At 72.3% G+C, this 18,131-nt stretch carries 16 protein-coding genes and 1 pseudogene; 11 read left to right on the top strand and 6 right to left on the bottom strand.

The features are described 5' to 3' along the window. The first annotated feature begins 53 nt into the window (after nt 1-53). Nucleotides 54-680, top strand: a complete 627-nt coding sequence (locus tag ASD33_RS22965) for a GNAT family protein (protein ID WP_056563648.1) — start codon at nt 54-56, stop codon at nt 678-680. A gap of 130 nt (nt 681-810) precedes the next feature. Here ASD33_RS22965 and ASD33_RS22960 read toward each other — a convergent pair whose 3' ends face one another. Both ASD33_RS22960 and ASD33_RS36490 read right to left on the bottom strand, forming a co-directional pair. After that, nucleotides 811-3,387, bottom strand: coding sequence for a BTAD domain-containing putative transcriptional regulator (locus ASD33_RS22960; RefSeq protein WP_056563645.1), 2,577 nt, complete (start codon nt 3,385-3,387; stop codon nt 811-813). A gap of 157 nt (nt 3,388-3,544) precedes the next feature. Further along, a pseudogene (locus tag ASD33_RS36490) lies at nt 3,545-3,763 on the bottom strand (winged helix-turn-helix domain-containing protein); the annotation flags it as partial. A gap of 138 nt (nt 3,764-3,901) precedes the next feature. Here ASD33_RS36490 and ASD33_RS22950 point away from each other — a divergent pair. From ASD33_RS22950 to ASD33_RS22930, 5 genes are all read left to right on the top strand, one after another. Then, nucleotides 3,902-5,347, top strand: a complete 1,446-nt coding sequence (locus ASD33_RS22950; RefSeq protein WP_056563638.1) for a glyceraldehyde-3-phosphate dehydrogenase — start codon at nt 3,902-3,904, stop codon at nt 5,345-5,347. Nucleotides 5,348-5,674: 327 nt separating this feature from the next. After that, a complete protein-coding gene (locus ASD33_RS22945) occupies nt 5,675-5,878 on the top strand; it encodes a cold-shock protein (RefSeq protein ID WP_030218719.1) in 204 nt (67 codons plus the stop codon). 240 nt (nt 5,879-6,118) lie between these two features. Beyond that, entirely contained in the window at nt 6,119-7,519 is a 1,401-nt protein-coding gene (locus tag ASD33_RS22940; protein ID WP_056563634.1) for a DEAD/DEAH box helicase, read from the top strand. A 171-nt stretch (nt 7,520-7,690) separates the two neighbouring features. Continuing rightward, nucleotides 7,691-9,157 (top strand): APC family permease, encoded by a 1,467-nt coding sequence (locus ASD33_RS22935; protein WP_056563631.1) that lies wholly within the window; start codon nt 7,691-7,693, stop codon nt 9,155-9,157. After that, nucleotides 9,154-9,594 carry a hypothetical protein gene (locus ASD33_RS22930; RefSeq protein WP_056563628.1) on the top strand — a complete coding sequence of 147 codons (441 nt, stop codon included), beginning with the start codon at nt 9,154-9,156 and terminating at the stop codon, nt 9,592-9,594. The genes ASD33_RS22935 and ASD33_RS22930 overlap by 4 nt, the downstream gene beginning before the upstream one ends. Before the next feature lie 43 nt (nt 9,595-9,637). Here ASD33_RS22930 and ASD33_RS22925 read toward each other — a convergent pair whose 3' ends face one another. Then, nucleotides 9,638-9,988 (bottom strand): ATP-binding protein, encoded by a 351-nt coding sequence (locus ASD33_RS22925; protein ID WP_056563625.1) that lies wholly within the window; start codon nt 9,986-9,988, stop codon nt 9,638-9,640. A 278-nt stretch (nt 9,989-10,266) separates the two neighbouring features. Here ASD33_RS22925 and ASD33_RS22920 point away from each other — a divergent pair, with 278 nt between their 5' ends. Next, nucleotides 10,267-11,283: a SigB/SigF/SigG family RNA polymerase sigma factor gene (locus ASD33_RS22920; protein WP_079044959.1), complete on the top strand. Its 1,017-nt coding sequence runs from the start codon at nt 10,267-10,269 to the stop codon at nt 11,281-11,283. Here the strand turns inward: ASD33_RS22920 and ASD33_RS22915 are convergent. Continuing rightward, nucleotides 11,227-11,778 carry an ATP-binding protein gene (locus ASD33_RS22915; RefSeq protein ID WP_063992016.1) on the bottom strand — a complete coding sequence of 184 codons (552 nt, stop codon included), beginning with the start codon at nt 11,776-11,778 and terminating at the stop codon, nt 11,227-11,229. The genes ASD33_RS22920 and ASD33_RS22915 overlap by 57 nt on opposite strands. Nucleotides 11,779-11,997: 219 nt before the next feature. Here ASD33_RS22915 and ASD33_RS22910 point away from each other — a divergent pair, with 219 nt between their 5' ends. Next, a complete protein-coding gene (locus ASD33_RS22910) occupies nt 11,998-12,513 on the top strand; it encodes a DUF6328 family protein (RefSeq protein WP_056563622.1) in 516 nt (171 codons plus the stop codon). 72 nt (nt 12,514-12,585) lie between these two features. Then, nucleotides 12,586-12,915 carry a hypothetical protein gene (locus ASD33_RS22905; protein WP_056563619.1) on the top strand — a complete coding sequence of 110 codons (330 nt, stop codon included), beginning with the start codon at nt 12,586-12,588 and terminating at the stop codon, nt 12,913-12,915. 115 nt (nt 12,916-13,030) lie between these two features. Here the strand turns inward: ASD33_RS22905 and ASD33_RS22900 are convergent, their stop codons facing one another. Next, on the bottom strand, nt 13,031-14,449 hold the full coding sequence (locus tag ASD33_RS22900) for an amidase (RefSeq protein ID WP_056563616.1): 1,419 nt from the start codon (nt 14,447-14,449) through the stop codon (nt 13,031-13,033). Nucleotides 14,450-14,627: 178 nt separating this feature from the next. Between ASD33_RS22900 and ASD33_RS22895 the strand changes: the two genes are divergently transcribed. Further along, entirely contained in the window at nt 14,628-15,299 is a 672-nt protein-coding gene (locus tag ASD33_RS22895) for a DUF2278 family protein (protein ID WP_056563613.1), read from the top strand. Nucleotides 15,300-15,326: 27 nt separating this feature from the next. On the opposite strand, the gene ASD33_RS22890 is transcribed toward ASD33_RS22895, so the two are convergent. Then, the gene (locus ASD33_RS22890; RefSeq protein WP_242427229.1) at nt 15,327-16,808 is read right to left on the bottom strand and encodes a TerD family protein; all 1,482 of its coding nucleotides are present in this window, start codon (nt 16,806-16,808) and stop codon (nt 15,327-15,329) included. A 271-nt stretch (nt 16,809-17,079) separates the two neighbouring features. Here ASD33_RS22890 and ASD33_RS22885 point away from each other — a divergent pair, with 271 nt between their 5' ends. Further along, nucleotides 17,080-18,114, top strand: coding sequence for a hypothetical protein (locus tag ASD33_RS22885; protein ID WP_056563607.1), 1,035 nt, complete (start codon nt 17,080-17,082; stop codon nt 18,112-18,114). The last annotated feature ends 17 nt before the right edge of the window (nt 18,115-18,131 follow it).

The raw sequence follows: 18,131 nt of genomic DNA, 5'->3' as shown, positions 1-18,131 counted from the left end.
ACCGTTCGCACGGTCCCCGACCTACCCGACGCGTGATCACGGAGTACGGAAACATGGGCTTTCCCCCGGCAGGACCCGTTCTGGAAGGCGCCTCGGTGCGCCTGGAGCCGCTGGGGCGGCAGCACGCCCGGGGTCTCGCCGAGGCGGCGGAGGAGGACCGGGGGTCGTACCGCTACACCCGGGTCCCCGAGCGGGCGGAGATCGCCGCGTACGTCGACGGGCACCTGGCCCGCGCCGAAGCGGGCCTGCTGACCCCGTACGCCCAGGTGCACGTGCCGAGCGGGCGGGTGGTCGGCCACACCTCGTTCTGCGAGCCCCGGCCGTGGCCCTCCGGCGAGGGGCTGCGCGCGGTCGAGATCGGCTACACCTGGCTCGCCGCCTCCGCGCAGGGCACGGGCGTGAACACTGAGGCCAAGTACCTGCTCCTGCGGCACGCCTTCGACATCTGGGGCGTGGCGCGGGTCGACCTCATGACGGACGCCCGCAACGCCCGTTCGCGGGCGGCCGTGGAGCGGGTCGGCGCGAGCTTCGAGGGCGTCCTGCGGAACTGGGCCCCGTCCTGGGTCCCGGGCGAGGAGGGCCGTCTCCGGGACACCGCCGTCTTCTCGGTCGTCGTCGAGGAGTGGCCGGAGCGCCGTGCGGCACTGGAACGGCGCCTGGCCGCGTCCACCCGGAGCTGACGGCCCGACATCCCCGCTCGCCCACGCACCGACCGGCGCCGGTGCCGTCCCAGCCGTCTCCGGGACGTCCCGCAGATTCCCGCGTGCCGTCCGGGACGGCTGTGAGCGGCCGCCGTACGGGGCCGGGGCGCTACGTTTCCCCCGGCAGGGCCTCCAGTCCTTCGAGGCTCTCCGCGATCCGCTTGGTCAGGTTGTGCTCCCGGGCCAGCCGCAGGCAGTTCTCCCAGGTCTCACGGGCGGCGCCCCACTCCTCGAAGTGGTGGTGGGCGCGGGCCGTGAAGACCAGGCAGTCGGCGGTCCCGCCGACGTCGTTCATCCGGTGCCGGATGCCGAGCGCCTCCGCGAGGGCGGCGAAGGCCTCGTCGCGGCGCCCCAGACCCCGCAGGATGTCGCCGTACTTGGTGAGAGAGGTGGCGAGGAACAGCCAGTGTCCGTCCGTGCGCAGCAGCTCGATCACGCGCAGGAAGTCCGCCGCCGCCCCGTCGAGGTCGCCGAGCAGCTGCCGGGCGTCCGCGATCCTGCTGAGGACGAGGGCCTCGCCCCGGCTGCCGCCCGTCTCGCGGGAGAGGTCGGGCCCGGCCTTCAGATAGAGGTCGCGGGAGAGTTCGGCGTGGCTGAGCGCCCGTTCGGCGTCCTCGATCTGGGCGTAGAGGGAGGACATGTTGCCGAGGATGGAGGCCTGGGCCAGTACGTCCCCGCGCTCGGTGAACAGCTCCAGGGCGATGCGGAGGTGGTCGAGGCAGGCCTCGTTGCGGAAGGCCATGCCGTGGGCGACGGCCATGCGGCGGTGCAGCCAGGCCTGGCCCAGCGTGTCGCCGTGGGCGCGCGCGATGTCCATGGCCTGCCCCAGGCAGATGTCCCACTCGGCCGTCCACCAGTGCGTACCGGCGTAGCCGAAGAGTCCGACGGCGAGCCGCCAGGCCAGGTCGGAGCGGCCCAGTTCCCCGGCGCGGGTCAGGGCGTCCTGGATGGCGGGGAGTTCCTTGGCGGTCCAGCGGATCGCCTCGACGTCGTCGCTGAACTCGGGCAGGGCCGGGCGCGTCCCGGTGCCCCCGTCGAGGGGCGGCGGGGACTGCGTCTCGCGGGTGGCGACCCGCGAGGCCGTGGCGAGGGCGGTGGCGTACCAGGAGAGCAGGCGCAGCACGGCCGTGGTGCGCTCGGCCTCGGTGTCCTCCTCCTCGCCGCGCTGCCACGCGTACTCGCCGAGCAGGTCGTGGAGCACGTAACGGTCGGGGGCGGGGGTGAGGACGAGGTGGGCGTCGGCCAGGACGTCGAGCACGGCGGCGGCGCGGCTCTCGGTGACGTCCAGGAGCGCGGCGGTGGACTGGGGGGTGACCTGGTGGCCGGACCAGTTCCGGCCGAGGAGCCGGAAGGCGCGGGCGCCCTCGCGCTCCAGGGGCTGGTCGCTGTCCCGCATGGCCACGTAGCTCATGGCGAAGGTCCGCTGGACGTCGAAGTCGCCCATGGCGAGGGTCTCCAGCCGGCCCCGGTGCGGGGTGAGGCGCTTCGCGAGGAGGGCGAGGGGCCAGGAGGGGCGGGAGGCGAGCCGGCCGCCGACGATGCGGAGGGCGAGCGGCAGACCGCCGCAGGCGTCCATGATGTCGGCCAGCGCCTCGGGCTCCTGCCCCACGCGGTCGGCGCCCGCGAGCCGGGCGAGCAGCGCGTGCTGGTCCGGGGCGGCCAGCGGGGCGAGCGGGACCGTGACGGAGCCGGGCAGGTCGGCGAGCAGCTGACGGCTGGTGATCAGGGCGGCGCTGGGCCCGCCGGCGGGGAGCAGCGGAGCGACCTGGGCGGCGCTGCGGGCGTTGTCGAGGACGAGCAGGACCCGGCGCTCGGCGAGCGCGGAGCGGAAGAGGAGGGCGCGGTCGTCGGTGTCCTCGGGCAGGGTGCCGTGGCGCACCCCGAGGTCGGAGAGGAAGCGGGCGAGCAGCTCGTGGGCCGTCCGGGCGCCCTCGACGCAGTAGCCGCGCAGGTCGGCGTAGAGGGCGCCGTCGGGGAAGGCGTCACGGACGCGGTGGGCCACGTGGACGGCGAGGGCGGTCTTGCCGATGCCGCCCATGCCGGAGATGACGACGGGCCGGACGCGCGCGGGCCCCTCCCCGTCACCACCGGTCCCGTGCACGCCACCGGTGTCGTACGTGCTCCCGGCGCCGGTCCCGCTGCCGTGTCCCGTCCTGGTCCCGGGCACGTCCCCGGCGCCGAGCAGCGCCCGCACCCGCGCCACCTCGGCCGTACGGCCCGTGAACGCGTCGCCCTCCCAGGGCAGCTGGAAGGGCGGGCGCGGTGCGGCGGTGCCCGACCGGGTGCGCGGGCGGGGGCCGGGGTCCCCCGCGAGCACCTCCTCGTGGGCCCGCTGGACGGCCACGCTCGGTTCGGTGCCGAGTTCGTCGACGAGGCTGCGGCGCAGCCGGTGGTAGACGGAGAAGGCCTCGGCCTGGCGGCCGGACCGGTGCAGGGCGAGCATGAGCCGGCGGTGGAAGCCCTCGCGCAGCGGGTGCTCGGCGGCGAGGGTACTGAGCGGGGCGACGGCCTCGTGGTGCCGCCCCTGGCACAGCTCCGCGTCGAAGCTCCATTCCAGGGCCTGGAGGCGGGCCTCCGCGAGCTGGTGGACGCGGAGCGCGGGCCCCTCGGCCTCGGCGAAGGGAGCCAGGTCGGCGAGGGGCGTGCCGCGCCACAGGTCCATGGCGAGCGCGGCCTCGCGGCGCACGCCCTCCCAGTCCTCCCGCCGGTGCGCGAGCTGTACGGCCCTGACGCGGGGCCTCGAAGACGTCGGCGTCGAGTTCGCCCTCGTGGACGAGCAGCTGGTAGCCGGGGGCCACGGTGCGCAGGCGGTCCTCGGAACCGCGGTCGGCGGCGGCGAGGGTGCGGCGCAGCCGGGTGAGGTGGTTGGCGAGGGCGGCGTCGGCGCTGGCGGGGACGGAGGCCCCCCAGAGGGCCTCCTTGAGGGAGTCCCGGGAGACGGCGCGGTTGGCCTGGAGGAGGAGTGCGGCGAGGAGGACCCGGACCTTGGGGCCCGACACCGGCCGCAGCTCCGTCCCGTCGTGGACGACGAGCGATCCGAGCAGCCCGAACTTCACCACCATGCCCCCGCATCAAGGTAGGCGGGCCCGTCCGCCTACGACGGTTCCCGACGGGTCCCATCGTACGGTTCGGCACCCCTTGATTGATCAGACCGGCCCCGGGTTACCATATGAGCGCCGCCTAGCTCGAAAGATAATCTTGTGACTGTCAATGACGACTCGTTCACCAGTTGGAAGAACCGCGAGGAGATCGCGGAGTCGATGATCCCGATCATCGGGAAGCTGCACCGGGAGCAGGACGTCACCGTCCTGGTCCACAGCCGCTCCCTGGTGAACAAGTCGGTGGTCAGCATCCTCAAGACCCACCGGTTCGCCCGGCAGATCGACGGCGAGGAGCTCTCGGTCACCGAGACGCTCCCGTTCCTCCAGACGCTCACGACCCTCGACCTGGGCCCGTGCCAGATCGACATCGGTGTGCTGGCCGCCGACTACAAGACCGACAGCCGCGGTCTGACGGTGGAGGAGTTCACGGCCGAGGCCGTGGCCGGCGCCACCGGCGAGAACAAGATCGAGCGCCGTGACGGCCGCGACGTCGTCCTCTACGGCTTCGGCCGCATCGGCCGCCTCGTCGCCCGCCTCCTCATCGAGAAGGCCGGTTCGGGCAACGGCCTGCGCCTGCGCGCCATCGTCGTGCGCGGTGGCGGTGAGCAGGACCTGGTGAAGCGTGCCTCGCTGCTGCGCCGCGACTCGATCCACGGCCAGTTCCAGGGCACCATCACCGTCGACGAGGCGACCAGCACGATCGTCGCCAACGGCAACACGATCAAGGTGATCTACGCCAACGACCCCTCCGAGGTCGACTACACGGCGTACGGCATCGAGAACGCCATCCTCATCGACAACACCGGCAAGTGGCGTGACCGCGAGGGCCTGTCGAAGCACCTGCGCCCCGGCATCGACAAGGTCGTCCTGACCGCGCCCGGCAAGGGTGACGTGCCGAACATCGTGCACGGCGTCAACCACGACACGATCAAGCCGGACGAGCAGATCCTGTCCTGCGCCTCCTGCACCACCAACGCGATCGTCCCGCCGCTCAAGGCGATGGACGACGAGTACGGCGTGCTGCGCGGCCACGTGGAGACGGTCCACTCGTTCACGAACGACCAGAACCTCCTGGACAACTACCACAAGGCCGACCGCCGCGGCCGTTCCGCGCCGCTCAACATGGTGATCACCGAGACCGGTGCCGCCTCGGCCGTCGCGAAGGCCCTGCCGGACCTGAAGGCCCCGATCACCGGCAGCTCGATCCGCGTCCCCGTCCCGGACGTCTCGATCGCGATCCTGAGCCTGCGCCTGGGCCGCGAGACCACCCGCGACGAGGTCCTCGAGTACCTCCGCGACGTCTCGCTGCACTCGCCGCTGAAGCGTCAGATCGACTTCACCACCGCCCCCGACGCCGTCTCCATGGACTTCGTGGGCTCGCGTCACGCGTCGATCGTCGACGCCGGCGCGACCAAGGTCGACGGCGACAACGCGATCCTCTACCTGTGGTACGACAACGAGTTCGGCTACTCGTGCCAGGTGATCCGCGTGGTCCAGCACGTCTCCGGCGTGGAGTACCCGACCTTCCCGTCCCCGGCGGTCTGATCTCCACCCGTTCCACGGCACGGCGGCGCGCCGCACTCCTTCCCCGGGGTGCGGCGCGCCGCCGTTCCGCGTTCCGCTCCCCACGGGGCGCGGGCGTGAGAAACGGCGTGAGAAACGCCATTCCGTGCACCCCCGGCGACGACGTGCTACAGTCGACAGCAGTTGCAGTCGTGGTTCCCAAAGAAACTTACAAGTGCCTTTGACGATTCGACATCGTCAGGCACTTTCTGTGTTTTCGGTGCAGTTTTCCGGACGGGGCAATCATCACGGCGACGCCGGGAGTCGCACAGTGCGGCTTCCAGGGCTACGCCCCGAAGGAGATTTGACATGGCTAACGGCACCGTGAAGTGGTTCAACGCTGAAAAGGGCTTCGGCTTCATCGAGCAGGAGGGTGGCGGCCCGGACGTGTTCGCCCACTACTCCAACATCGCCACCTCTGGCTTCCGTGAGCTCCAGGAAGGCCAGAAGGTGACCTTCGACGTCACGCAGGGCCAGAAGGGCCCCCAGGCGGAGAACATCCTCCCCGCCTGACGTTGACACGTCCGACGCAGCCGGTGTCCTCACCCGTGTGGTGAGGGCGCCGGCTCGTCGCATTTCCCAGGCATTTTTCAGCACTTCCAGGCTCATTCACGGGCCGGGCACCCCTTCTTCACCCTCGGTGTGACCCGATCCGCACGCACCTGGCGTTCGGTACGTTCCAGAAATTCATGGGGCCGTCCGCGGCCCGTCGCGAATTCCTCGAAGCGCACCGTTTTCGAGGAAGGTCCCCCCATGAACACCACCCCCCGCACGCCCGGCGCCGCCGAGCCCACCCCCGCCCCGAGCACGCCGGCCGCCGGATTCGCCGCGCTCGGGCTGCCGGCCGAGGTCCTCGCCGAGCTCACCCGGCTCGGAGTCGACGAGCCGTTCCCGATCCAGTCCGCGACCGTCCCCGACGCCCTCGCGGGCCGTGACGTCCTGGGACGCGGCCGGACCGGTTCCGGCAAGACCCTCGCCTTCGGGCTCCCCCTGCTCGTCCGCACCGCCGGACGCCGCGCCGAGGCCCGTAAGCCCCTCGCCGTGATCCTCGTCCCCACCCGCGAACTCGCCCAGCAGGTCACGGACGCGCTCGACCCCTTCGCCCGGGCCCTGAAGGTGCGCCTGGCCACCGTCGTCGGCGGCATGTCGATCGGCCGGCAGGCCACCGCCCTGCGCGACGGCGCCGAGGTCGTGATCGCCACCCCCGGCCGGCTGATGGACCTGGTCGAGCGCAAGGACTGCCGGCTGGAGCGGGTGGCCGTCACCGTCCTCGACGAGGCGGACCAGATGGCCGACATGGGCTTCATGCCCCAGGTCACCGAGATCATGGACCTGACGCCCCCCGGAGGGCAGCGGCTGCTGTTCTCCGCCACCCTCGACCGCAACGTCGACCTGCTCGTCGAGCGGTACCTCACGGACTCGGTCGTCCACTCGGTCGATCCCTCGTCCGCCACCGTCACCACGATGGACCACCACGTCCTCCTCGTGCACGGCGCCGACAAGTTCGCCACCGCCACGGAGATCGCCGCCCGCGACGGGCGGGTCATCATGTTCCTGGCCACGAAGGCCTCGGTCGACCGCTTCACCAAGCACCTCCTCGGCAGCGGGATCCGCGCCGCCGCGCTCCACGGCGGCAAGTCCCAGCCGCTGCGGACCCGCACCCTGGACCGCTTCCGGTCCGGCAAGGTCCCCGTCCTCGTCGCCACCAACGTGGCGGCGCGCGGCATCCACGTCGACGAGCTCGACCTGGTCGTCAACGTCGACCCGCCGGCCGACCACAAGGACTACCTCCACCGCGGCGGTCGCACCGCCCGCGCCGGCGAGTCCGGTGTCGTCGTCACCCTGGTGACCCCCGAGGAGCGGCGCGAGGTGGCCCGCCTGATGGCGGACGCCGGCATCCGCCCCCAGGAGACCCGGGTCCGCTCCGGCGAGGCCGAGCTGAGCCGGATCACCGGCGCCCGGACCCCCTCGGGCGTGCCCGTGGACGGCAGCGCGCCCAGCAAGGAGGGCGCCAAGCGCGGCGGCGCGGCCTTCCGGGGCATCGGCACCGTCCCGGGCCGCCCCGGCCGCGCCAAGAACGAGTCCCGGCGGGCCGCCGAGGCCCGTAAGACCGCCGAGGCCCGGCAGGCCGCGCGGATCCGCCGCGGCGGCTGATCCCCCGGGCGGTCACGCCCCCGGTCCGGAGCCCGCGCGTGCCGTCCCGGGTCCGGACCGTTCTCGTGTCCGGAGGGCCGGGCGTCACCCCGACGGCGCACCCGCCGTGCGGGGTCGTCCGGCGTCGTGGAGGGTGGCGGCATTCCGTCCGTCCCACGCGAGGTGTGTCCGATGAGTTCCATGGACGTTCCGTCAGATCTGCCGAGACCGGAGGCACGCCCGGTGGCGAGGTCGGCGGCCACGCCGACCCTGACCTGGGTGACGCTGGCCCTGATGACCACGGCCTCGGTCGCCAGCCTGCGGGCGGCGCCGACCATGGCCGTCTACGGCCTGGCCTGCGTCTTCCTCTATCTCGTCCCGGCGATCGTGTTCCTGCTGCCGACCGCGCTGGTCTCGGCGGAGCTGGCGTCGGGGTGGTCGGGCGGTGTGTACCGCTGGGTCGCGGAGGGGCTTTCGAAGCCGCTCGGGTTCCTCGCGGTGTGGTGCCAGTTCGCGATGACGATCTTCTACTACCCGAGCCTGCTGGCGTTCGTGGCCAGCACGATCGCGTACGTCATCGATCCCTCGCTCGCCGACAACGGCCTCTACACGGCCATCGTCATCATGGTCCTGTACTGGACGGGCGTCTGGGTCTCGTCGCGCGGCACGAAGGCACTGGCCGGTCTTTCGAGCTGGGGCCTCGTCATCGGTACGCTCGTGCCCGGCACCGTCCTCGTCGTCCTCGGCATGGTCTTCCTCGGCCAGGGCAACCCGTCGGCGGCGCCGATGAACAGCAGCCATCTGCTCCCCCAGTGGACGGGCCTCGCGAGCCTCGTCCTCATCGTCAACAACTTCCTCTCCTACTCCGGGATGGAGATGAACGCCGTTCACGTCTCCTCGCTGAAGGACCCGGCGAAGGAGTACCCGAAGTCGATGTTCCTGGCGATGGGACTCGTCCTGCTGATCTTCATCCTTCCCGCGCTCGCGATCAGCTGGGTCGTCCCGGCGGACCAGCTCAGCCTCACCGCGGGCGTGATGCAGGCGTTCGACGCGTTCTTCTCCTACTTCGACGTCGGCTGGATGACCCCGATCGCCGCCGTCATGCTGATCTCCGCCTCGCTCGGCGGCATGCTGACCTGGCTGGCCGGGCCCTCCAAGGGCCTGCTGGAGATCTCGCGCAGTGAGGGCTATCTGCCGCCGTTCCTGCAGAAGCTCAACAAGTTCGGCATCCAGCAGAACATCCTCGTCACCCAGGGCATCGTCACCTCGGTCATCGCCCTGATGTACGCGCTGATCCCCAATGTGTCCAGCGTCTACTGGATCTTCTCGACCATCACCACGCAGGTGTACCTCATCGTCTACCTGCTGATGTTCGCCGCCGCCGTGCGGCTGCGGAAGAACCAGCCCGACCACCCGCGCGGCTACCGGGCACCCGCCCTGGGGCTGCTGTGCGCCGTCGGTCTGCTCTCCTCGCTCGCGGCGCTCGCCATCGGCTTCGTCCCGCCCTCGCAGTTCGGCAGCGGCAGCGTCTGGTCGTACATCGTCATCGTCGGCGGCGGTCTCGTCGTCCTCGGCCTGCTCATCCCGTGGGCCTTCCTCAGGTTCCGCAAGCCGAGCTGGCGCACCTCCGCCGCCCGGAGCGAGGCAGGCACCTCATGAGCCCCACCCGATTCGCCTCCGAGCACAAGTGGATCTACATCGGCGCGATCGTCATCCTCGTCGGCCTGGTCGTCACCGGTCTCATCCGGTACAGCACCTTCAAACGGACCGACGAGAGCGCCTCCAAGGCGAGCCGGCTCAGCGAGGAGCTGGTGAAGGCCGGCTACCCGGCCCCCGACCAGGAGAACACCCAGCGGCTGCTCGGCACGGACGGCGGCGAGGTCTGCCAGGCCCCCGGCGACGCCCTCAAGAAGGCGCTCTACCGCATCGAGCGGATCTCCAACGGCGCCACCGGCCCGGGCATGCGCCCGGTCATCGCCGACACCAGGGCGGTGCAGGCCGAGCGGATCGTGCTCCAGGTCTACTGCCCCGACAAGCTCGACGAGTTCGACGACGCGGTCGAGGACCTCAAGACGGACGACACGGTACGCCGGTAGGCGGGCGGGCCCGGCCCGCCCGGCAGCGGCCGGCGGCCTGCCGTCAGCGCAGCGGCAGCCGCACCTCGATGGTCTTGCCGCCCGCCGAGGGCAGGCTCAGCCTGACCTCCAGCGCGAGCAGCCTGATCATGGGCCACCCGAAGCCTCCCTCGGGCAGCCCGACGACCCGCTCGGGACCCGAGGGACCCGAGCGGTGCGGCAGCTCGTCGCTCGCGTCCGCGACGGAGATCTTCACCTCCGTCGGGTCGAGCTCCACGTCGAAGCCGGTGAGGCCGCCCCCGTGACGGAGCGCGTTCGTCACCAGTTCGGACGTCACGAGCAGCGCGTCCCCGAGTGCGACGGGCGACGGAACGCCCCCCTGCCCGGACGCCCCCACCGTCAGCGCCTTCGCCACACGGGCGCGCGCCTCGGCAGCGTCACGTGGGACCGGGAGTCCGTTCCCGTCCGTCGTGCGATGCCCTGCGGTCACTGTTCTTCCCACCCGATCTCTTCTCCTTGCCCTGTTCCCTCCAAGGGGCCCCTTCCCCGGCGAACGCTACGCATTCCCGTTCCTCACGATCCGTGCCCCTTCGCCGTACGATCCGTGCCCGCGCCGGATCGTCCGGGCCCGTTCCGCTTCCCCGGCGTGTGAGCGGGTAGGAGCACTGAGGGGCCTCTTCGAGGAGACTTTCCATGCCGAACCGCCGAATCACCGCAGGAACCGTCGACGACCTCACACCCGAGGTGACCGACGGCCTCCCCGAGATCGCGGATCCGCTGTCGGTCAGCACCGACGACGCCCGCGCCCTGTCGGCGACCCTGTTCCGGCGGCTCCGCTCACTGGAGGAGGGCACGGCCGACTACTCGTACGTACGCAACACCCTGGTGGAGCTGAACCTCAGCCTGGTGAAGTACGCGGCGACCCGGTTCCGCCGCTCCGGGGAGTCCTGGGAGGACGTCGTCCAGGTCGGCACCGTCGGCCTGATCAAGGCGATCAACCGGTTCGACCCCGGCCGCGGGTGCGAGTTCATGTCCTTCGCCCTGCCGACCGTGCTCGGCGAGATCAGACGCCACCTGCGGGACACCGGCTGGAGCGTCCACGTGCCCCGTCGCCTCCAGGAACTGCGGCTCGACCTGGCGAAGGCGAACGACGCCCTCGAACAGGAGCTGGGCAGGCCGCCGACGGACGCGCAGCTCAGCGAGCGCCTCCACGTCAGCGAGTCCGAGCTGCGCGAGGGCCGGATCGCCGCGAACGGCTTCTCCAGCCGTTCCCTCGACGTGCCCGTGGACGACGAGGACGGCGGTCCCGGCATGCTCGCCCGCCGGCTGGGCACCGACGACGAGGCCTACGAGAAGATCGAGAACCTGGAGGCGCTCAAGCCGCTCGTCGCCGCGCTCTGCGAACGGGACCGGACGATCCTGGCGCTGCGGTTCGGCGAGGAGCTGACCCAGGCGGAGATAGGCGAGCGCCTGGGACTCTCGCAGATGCACGTCTCCCGTCTCCTGAGCCGCATCATCGGCGAGCTGCGCACCGCGCTCGTCACGGACCGCCCGGACCGGCCGGGCAGGACTCCGAGGACGAGGCCCGCGAAGCCCACGGGACCGCGCGGACGTGCCCCCTCGGGAACGCCCGCCCGGGGCGCGCAGGCCCCGTCACGGCTCCGGGGCTTCCCCGTCGGGGCCGGCCGATTCAGCGGCGAGGAGGCCTGACGCACCGTCCGGCGGTTCCACCGACCCAGCCGGTGCCACGACGTCCATCCAGACGGACTTGCCCCCGTCCCTCGCGGCGACCCCCCAGGCGTGGGCGAGCCGGTCGATCACGATCAGCCCGTTGCCTCCCGGTCGCCCCGGCGCACCCCGCGGCCGCAGCCGAGGGACCCCGCTGCTCCGGTCGCTCACCTCGATCCGCACCCCGACGGCCGCGTCGGGCGTCCCCGGCTCCGCGGGGACCAGCCGGATCACGAGCTCCGTCGGGCCGCCGGCGTGGAGGCAGGCGTTGGTGACGGCCTCCGACACCAGCAGCAGGACGTCCTCGACGGCGATCTGCCGTTCCTCCACCGTGAGCACGGCCGACGGCGGCGCCGCCGGCCAGTCCCAGTCGGTGAGGGCCTCGCGGCAGAAGTCCCGGCAGCGCGCGACCACCGACTCCGCGCCCCGCAGTCCGAGGCGACGGGTCCGGCTGTTCGTCCCGGCTGGTTCGCTCATCGTCGGCTCCGCGCCTCGGTTCGGGGGCCTCTCTCCTTCGGCGGGTTCCCCCGGGGGCCCGTCGTACACGGTGAACCGTTCACGATTCCGGTGGCGGCGTACGCCCCGCGGGCCCGGCCGGGTGCGGTCCGGCCCGGCCGACGGGAGGTTCTCGTGTGATGCTGCCAGGACCGGGCGGAGCGGCCGGCGGGCCGCGGGGCGAGCCGAAAGGTGGGAAGGATGACCGGAGACGAGGGAGGCGGCCAGGCGGACACGGGCGGCCGGGGGCGGGTGGAGACCGCCGAGGAGCGCGCGGACCGGCAGTGGCAGGACCTCATGCAGGAGATCCGGGTGGCCCAGACGGGCGTACAGATCCTCCTCGGCTTCCTGCTGACCGTCGTCTTCACCCCCCGGTACGCGAGCCTGGGCTCGACCGACAAGGGGATCTACGTCCTGACCGTGGTCCTCGGCTCGCTGGCCACCGGCGCGCTCATCGGTCCGGTCTCCTTCCACCGGATCGTCTCCGGACGACGGATCAAACCCGAGGCGGTCGTCTGGGCGTCCCGGCTGATCCTCATCGGCATCGTGCTGCTGCTGGCCACCCTCACCAGCGCGCTCGTCCTCATCCTGCGTGTGGCCACCGACAACGCGATCGTGCCCTGGCTCGTGGGCGGGGTCCTGGCCTGGTACCTGCTGTGCTGGTTCGCGCTCCCGCTGTGGGCCCGGAGCCGGCACACGGCGAAGAAGGTGGAGTGACCGGCGGGACGGCGGGTAGCCGCCGGGGGACGGACGCCGGAAGCCTTCGTGTCACCCCGGAAGGAGCACGCCATGCCTCGCGGATCCAGCCCCAAGCGGGAGCGGCAGTACGAGCACGTCAAGGAGAGCGCGAAGCAGCGCGGCGAGAGCGAGAAGCGCGCCGAGGAGATCGCCGCCCGCACGGTGAACAAGGAACGGGCGCGGCACGGCGAGTCGAAGACCTCCAGCCGGTTGTCGCGGGAGGACATGTCCTCGGGCGAGCGCGGCGGCCGGCGCTCGCACAGCGGGGCCGAGGGGCGTACGTACGACCAGCTCTACGAGGAGGCCAAGCGCCGCAACATCGACGGCCGCTCGAAGATGAACAAGGAACAGCTCCGGCGCGCCCTGGGCGGCGGCAGCTGAGCCGGAGCCGACCGCCGGGGACACGCGGACGGCGACGCGGGAGCCGGGCGGGCGACCGCCCGGCTCCCGCACGTGGTTCCGTGCACGAGCACGAGGAGCGCGGTGCCTTCCCGGGTCAGACGCCCTGGATCCGTCGGAACGGGCGGTCCGCCTCCAGTTCGAAGGCGAGCTCCAGGAGGGTCCGCTCGGCGCCGGGACGGGCGGAGAACATCACGCCGATGGGCAGGCCCTCCTCCGTCGGCCGGACGGCCGGGAGGGAGAGCGACGGGGTGCCGACGACGTTGTTGACCGGGGTGAAGGCGACGTACGCGAGGATCCGGTCGATCAGGGTCCGGTAGGGGACGGTGGGGCTGAGGTGGCCGAGGCGTGGTGTCGTGTGGGCGAGGACCGGCGACAGCACCAGGTCGAGCCCGCGGAACGCGGCCGCGTACGCCTCCCTCGTACGCTTGAGCCGGTGCAGCACGCCCGGGGTGCTCCGCCAGCTCGTGAGGTAGTCCTCGCGCAGCCCTCGGCTGAGGCCGTCCATGCGGTGCCGGTCGAAGTCCGCGCCGAAGCCGCGGCCCGTGATGCCGAGCAGGAACGACAGCATCCCCCAGTACGTGAGGAAGTCCTCGGTGAACCGGGGATCGAGGGTCAGCTCCACCGGTTCCACGGTGTGGCCGAGCCGTTCGAGCGTGGCCACGGTCTCCGTGACGGCCTCGCGGGTGGCGGCGTCGGTGGGCACGCCGTTCGGCGAGTCGAGCAGGAAGCCGACGCGCAGCCGCCGCGCCGAGGGGCCCTCGACGAGGCCGAGGGGCGGCAGCTTCGGGTTGCGCCAGTGCTCCTCGGCCGCCGCGAGGAACGCGGCGGTGTCCCGAACGGACCGGCTCACGATGCCGTCGATGACGATGTCGAGGGGCAGCTGACGGCTCTGGGCGTTCGTCACGACCCGGCCCCGGGTCGGCTTGAGGCCGACGAGTCCGCAGCAGGCGGCGGGGATCCGGATCGAGCCGCCGCCGTCGTTGGCGTGGGCGAAGGGCACCGCACCGGCGGCCACCAGCGCCGCGCTGCCGCCGGACGAACCGCCCGCCGAGTGCCCCGTGTTCCACGGGTTGCGCACGGGCTCGGCGGCCTCGTACTCCGTGCTCGGGCTGAACCCGAACTCGGGCAGCCGTGTCTTGCCGAGCACCGTGGCGCCGGTGCTCAGGAGCTGCCGGGCGAAGGGCGCGTGCCGCCGCGCGGTCCTCGGGGTGAAGGCGGAGCTGCCGTGGCCCGTGGGCAGCCCGAGGTAGTCGGTGTTGTCCTTGACGAAGGTCGGCACCCCGGCCAGTGCCCCGCCGCCGGTCCCGGCGGCCGGCGCGGGGGCGGACACGCGCACCTGCACCGCGTGCAGCCGCCCTTCGACGGCCCGGACGCGCTCGGCCGCGTCCCTGGCGGCCTCGGCGGCGCTCACCTCGCCCCGCCGTATCGCCGCGGCGAGTCCCACGGCGTCGTGCTCCCCCAGGGAGTCGTCCCTGAAGGCGTGCACCGTGGTCAGTTCCTCGAATGTGGACACCGCTGTCTCAGCCCCCGGCCTCGCGATCGATGGACGACCAGCATGCCGTACCCGCGAGTAACTCGCGAGGGTTCGCTCCCGGAACGCTTCCGTGCGCATCCGAGGGCGGAGACGGGGTGACATCACGTACGGACACGTTACGGATGCTCTCCGTAGCCACCGGTGTTTCACTGGAGCCATGCCCTTCACGAGCTACGGCGTGCTCTCGGGAACGCTGCACCGCCACTACCGCGACCAGCCGGACGACCAGGGCCGCTGGTTCCACCTCCATCTGGAGGTGGACGCTCCCGACGGGCGGTACCAGTGCGCCGTGGACGTCGACAGCCACAAGTCCAACGTGGGCGTGCAGTGGAAGACGTTCACCCTGGACGCCGCCGCCGTCGGGCCCGCCGCGGCCCTCGCCCCGGGCTTCCACACCCTCGCCCCCTCGCCGGACTCGGGTGCCCTGGACCTGCTCCGTCACCCGGAGCTGGTGGACCACAGCGGCGTCCTGTTCGAGCGCCGCCCGCCGTCCTGGCTGCGGGACCTCCTCGATCTGCTCGGCTCCCGCCCCTGGCAAGCGGGCTCGAACGCCGACGCCGCCGCCGCGCTGGAGTCCGTCCTCGTGCCCGGCGGACGCGTCCTCGTCTTCGGCGAGCCCTTCGAGCACGACACCGAGGGAGACCTCGGCGTGCACAACATCCACCAGAACCAGGGCGACCCGGCCGACTCCCAGTGGTGGCCCGAGAACGGCATCTGGCAGGACGGCGCGACGCTCAGCCTCCGCCCGGACGGCCGCTACGACGTCTTCCTGAACAAGTTCTCCAGCCAGGCCGGACACACGGACGGCGCCGGGCACCCGACCACCTGAGCACGGTGGGGGCGCCCTGCGCCCGGATCACCCCCGGAGACGCTTCAGCCGGGCGCGCCAGGGACCGTCCGCCATCTCGAACTGCACCACGAGCGGCCCCTCGGGCAGCGGCACGGTCTCGCGCCGCCTGCCGATCTCGTTGAGCACGTTCTCGTCGTCGGGCAGGGCGGTGTGGTCGTGGTGGCCGGCGAGTTCGTAGATGTTGACGATCAGGTTCTCGTCACCGCGGTAGTGCACCGTCAGGTCGGCCGCACCGCCGGTGTGCAGCAGCACGTCGGGACCGCGGTAGTCCACCTCGTCCTCCGTCAGGTGACGGGCCATGGCCAGCGGGGAGACCTCGACCCTCCACGGCCCCTCGGCCTCCAGCTTGAGGCGCAGCGGCCCCTTCTTCGGCACCTGCGCGAGCACGCGCCCCCAGAAGTCGTCCTCCGTGCTGTTGACGAGGTTGTCCGCCTCCTTGTTGCGGCGGTCGAGGACGGTGAGCCCCGTGTAGCCGTCGCCGTCGATGTCCAGCTGGACGACGACCGGCCCCGGCGGGAGACCCTCGACGGTGATCACGTCGTTGTCGCGGCCGGTCCAGGTGAGGGGCTCGAAGACGGGGCCGTACGACCACGGGGCCCCGGGCGTCCGCAGGACGGGCGGAGGCGCCCACGCGGCGGGGGCTGCGGGCACGACCGGCGGGGCCGCCCACGGGGCGGGAGCGGCCGGCGGTGGCAGCGGTGTCGGCGCCGCCGGGGGCGGCGGAAGCGGCACCGGCGCGGGCATCGGCATCGGCATCGGCATCGGTGCATTTGGGGTCTTGAACTCCGGTGCTCCGCCCACCACTTGCCTTGCCACCGGCGCCGGCTGCGCAGGCGCGACCGGGGGAACCACCGACGCCCCGGCCGGTGCCGGCCCGGCCACGTCGACGCCGTGATCCGTCGCCAGGCCCGCGAGGCCGTTCGCGTAACCCTGGCCCACCGCACGGAACTTCCAGCCGCCCGCCCGCCGGTACAGCTCCGCCAGCACCATCGCGGTCTCCCCGGCGGCGTCCGTGACGTCGTACCGCGCCACCGACGTGCCGTCGGGGGCGAAGGCCTCCACGCACAGCCCGGCCACGTCCCGCATCGACCCGTTCTCCGTCGAGGCGACGACGAGCACCCGCTCGATCCGCGCCTCCAGGGTGGCGAGGCCGATCTCCAGCCACGCCGTGCCCGTCCCGCCGCCGGTCAGCCGGACCGCCCCGGAGGGGTGCGCGGGCGCCCCGTGGAAGACGACGTCCCCGTCGCCGCCGACCGTCCCGCCGTCCGTCAACAGCATTGCCATGGCGTCCAGTCCGGCGCCCCGCACCGCGACGTTCAGCGGCACGGTGGGAACGAAGCCGTTCCCGCCCTTGGCCATCGCGCTCATGACGCCCCGCCCGGTCTCCTCGTAGCAGCCGCCCTCATGTCCCGCCCCCCACTCCTCGGACCACAGGTCCGTCGTCGTCGCTCTCCCAGCGATCTTGCAGCGGGCCGGGCTCCCGGACAAGGCCCCTATGATGGGCCGCTGTGCGGGGAGTTGCGGAATGCGCCCCAGTCGGATCGTTCGCAGGACCGTTCCCCTCCGGTTAATTCTCCTTCTGATCACCGGTCCACGTCGGTGGAGGGGTTGCCGGTCGTTCGGGGCGGGCAGGTTTGGAGAGCCGTAGGGCGGGAATCGGCCGTCCTCGGTGCCGTGGTGACGTGAATCGTCCGTTGTTCGTGTGTGTGGGGCCCGTCCGCACACCGGGACGGGCCGAAAGAGGAGGGGGTCGGTCCCCATGACCGTGCACGCCGTCGAGATCCCCGAGTTGTGGATGCCCCACCCCCTGCGGGTGAACCCCTGCCTGCCCGCTCTGCGCCAGGAGAGCGAGACGTGGGCCCGTGCGATGGGCATGCTGGGCGGCGAAGGGAGGCCGTCGGCGCACCGGCCGATCTGGACCCCGGACCGCTTCCACGCGATGACCGTCGACCAGCTCACCGCCTGGACCCTGCCGGACGCGTCACTCGCCGACCTGCGGCTGAACCACCGGTTCAACATCTGGGCGCTGGCCTGGGACGACTACTTCGCCGCCGCCTTCAAGCAGACCGGCGACCTGCCCGCCGCGCGCGCGTTCACCACGCGCCTGCACGCCTTCCTGCGACCGGAGCCCGGAGCCCGGCTGCCGGAGCCGACGAACGCCGTCGAGCGGGGCATCGCCGACCTCCAGGGCCAGCTCTTCCCGCCCCGACTCGCCCACTGGCGCCATGAGTTCAACCGGGCCCTCGTGAGGTACGTGGACGCCGGCGTCGAGGAACTGGCCAACAGCCGGGGCGGCCGTGTCCCCCATCTGATCGAGTACGCGCCGTTCCGCCGGGAGAGCTTCGCCGCGCACACCGCCCCCTACTCCGTGGAGCTGGCCACCGGCGCGCGAATACCCGAGCAGATACGGCGCAGCCGGACCGTCCGCGCCCTCCTCGACGCCTTCATGGACTACATGGGGCTCGCCAACGACATCGCCTCCTACGACCGCGAGGTCAACGAGGAGCACGACGTCAACAACCTCGTCCTGGTCCTCGGCACCTCCCTGGGCATCCCGCTCCACGACGCCGTCCCCGCCGCCCTGAACCTGGTCAACTCCCGGATGCGGGACTTCGAGCACCTCCGGCGGACCGAGCTGCCGCCGGTCGTCGAGCGCGCCGGGCTCGACGAGGCCGAGCGCGCCGAGCTGGAGACCTGGCTCCGGGGCGCGTGCGGCTTCCTTTCGGGGATCCACGCCTGGTACACCGGTGCCCCCCGGTACGCCCCCACGGACGTCCCCGCCTTCCAGGAGTGAGGACACCGCACAGCCGT

Origin of the sequence: Streptomyces sp. Root1304 (assembly GCF_001426405.1) — a bacterium.
In the GTDB taxonomy this organism is placed as follows: Bacteria; Actinomycetota; Actinomycetes; order Streptomycetales; family Streptomycetaceae; genus Streptomyces.
Note: the sequence above shows the minus strand (reverse complement) of the source record. Positions and strands in the feature narration are given on the sequence as shown.

Bases quoted from the DNA above. Each gene is read 5' to 3' on its own strand.
- ASD33_RS22945 (WP_030218719.1), top strand. From the start codon at position 5,675: ATGGCTAACGGCACCGTGAAGTGGTTCAACGCTGAAAAGGGCTTCGGC.
- ASD33_RS22905 (WP_056563619.1), top strand. From the start codon at position 12,586: ATGCCTCGCGGATCCAGCCCCAAGCGGGAGCGGCAGTACGAGCACGTC.
- ASD33_RS22885 (WP_056563607.1), top strand. From the start codon at position 17,080: ATGACCGTGCACGCCGTCGAGATCCCCGAGTTGTGGATGCCCCACCCC.
- ASD33_RS22915 (WP_063992016.1), bottom strand. From the start codon at position 11,778: ATGAGCGAACCAGCCGGGACGAACAGCCGGACCCGTCGCCTCGGACTG.
- ASD33_RS22940 (WP_056563634.1), top strand. From the start codon at position 6,119: ATGAACACCACCCCCCGCACGCCCGGCGCCGCCGAGCCCACCCCCGCC.
- ASD33_RS22965 (WP_056563648.1), top strand. From the start codon at position 54: ATGGGCTTTCCCCCGGCAGGACCCGTTCTGGAAGGCGCCTCGGTGCGC.
- ASD33_RS22930 (WP_056563628.1), top strand. From the start codon at position 9,154: ATGAGCCCCACCCGATTCGCCTCCGAGCACAAGTGGATCTACATCGGC.
- ASD33_RS22895 (WP_056563613.1), top strand. From the start codon at position 14,628: ATGCCCTTCACGAGCTACGGCGTGCTCTCGGGAACGCTGCACCGCCAC.
- ASD33_RS22910 (WP_056563622.1), top strand. From the start codon at position 11,998: ATGACCGGAGACGAGGGAGGCGGCCAGGCGGACACGGGCGGCCGGGGG.
- ASD33_RS22920 (WP_079044959.1), top strand. From the start codon at position 10,267: ATGCCGAACCGCCGAATCACCGCAGGAACCGTCGACGACCTCACACCC.
- ASD33_RS22935 (WP_056563631.1), top strand. From the start codon at position 7,691: ATGAGTTCCATGGACGTTCCGTCAGATCTGCCGAGACCGGAGGCACGC.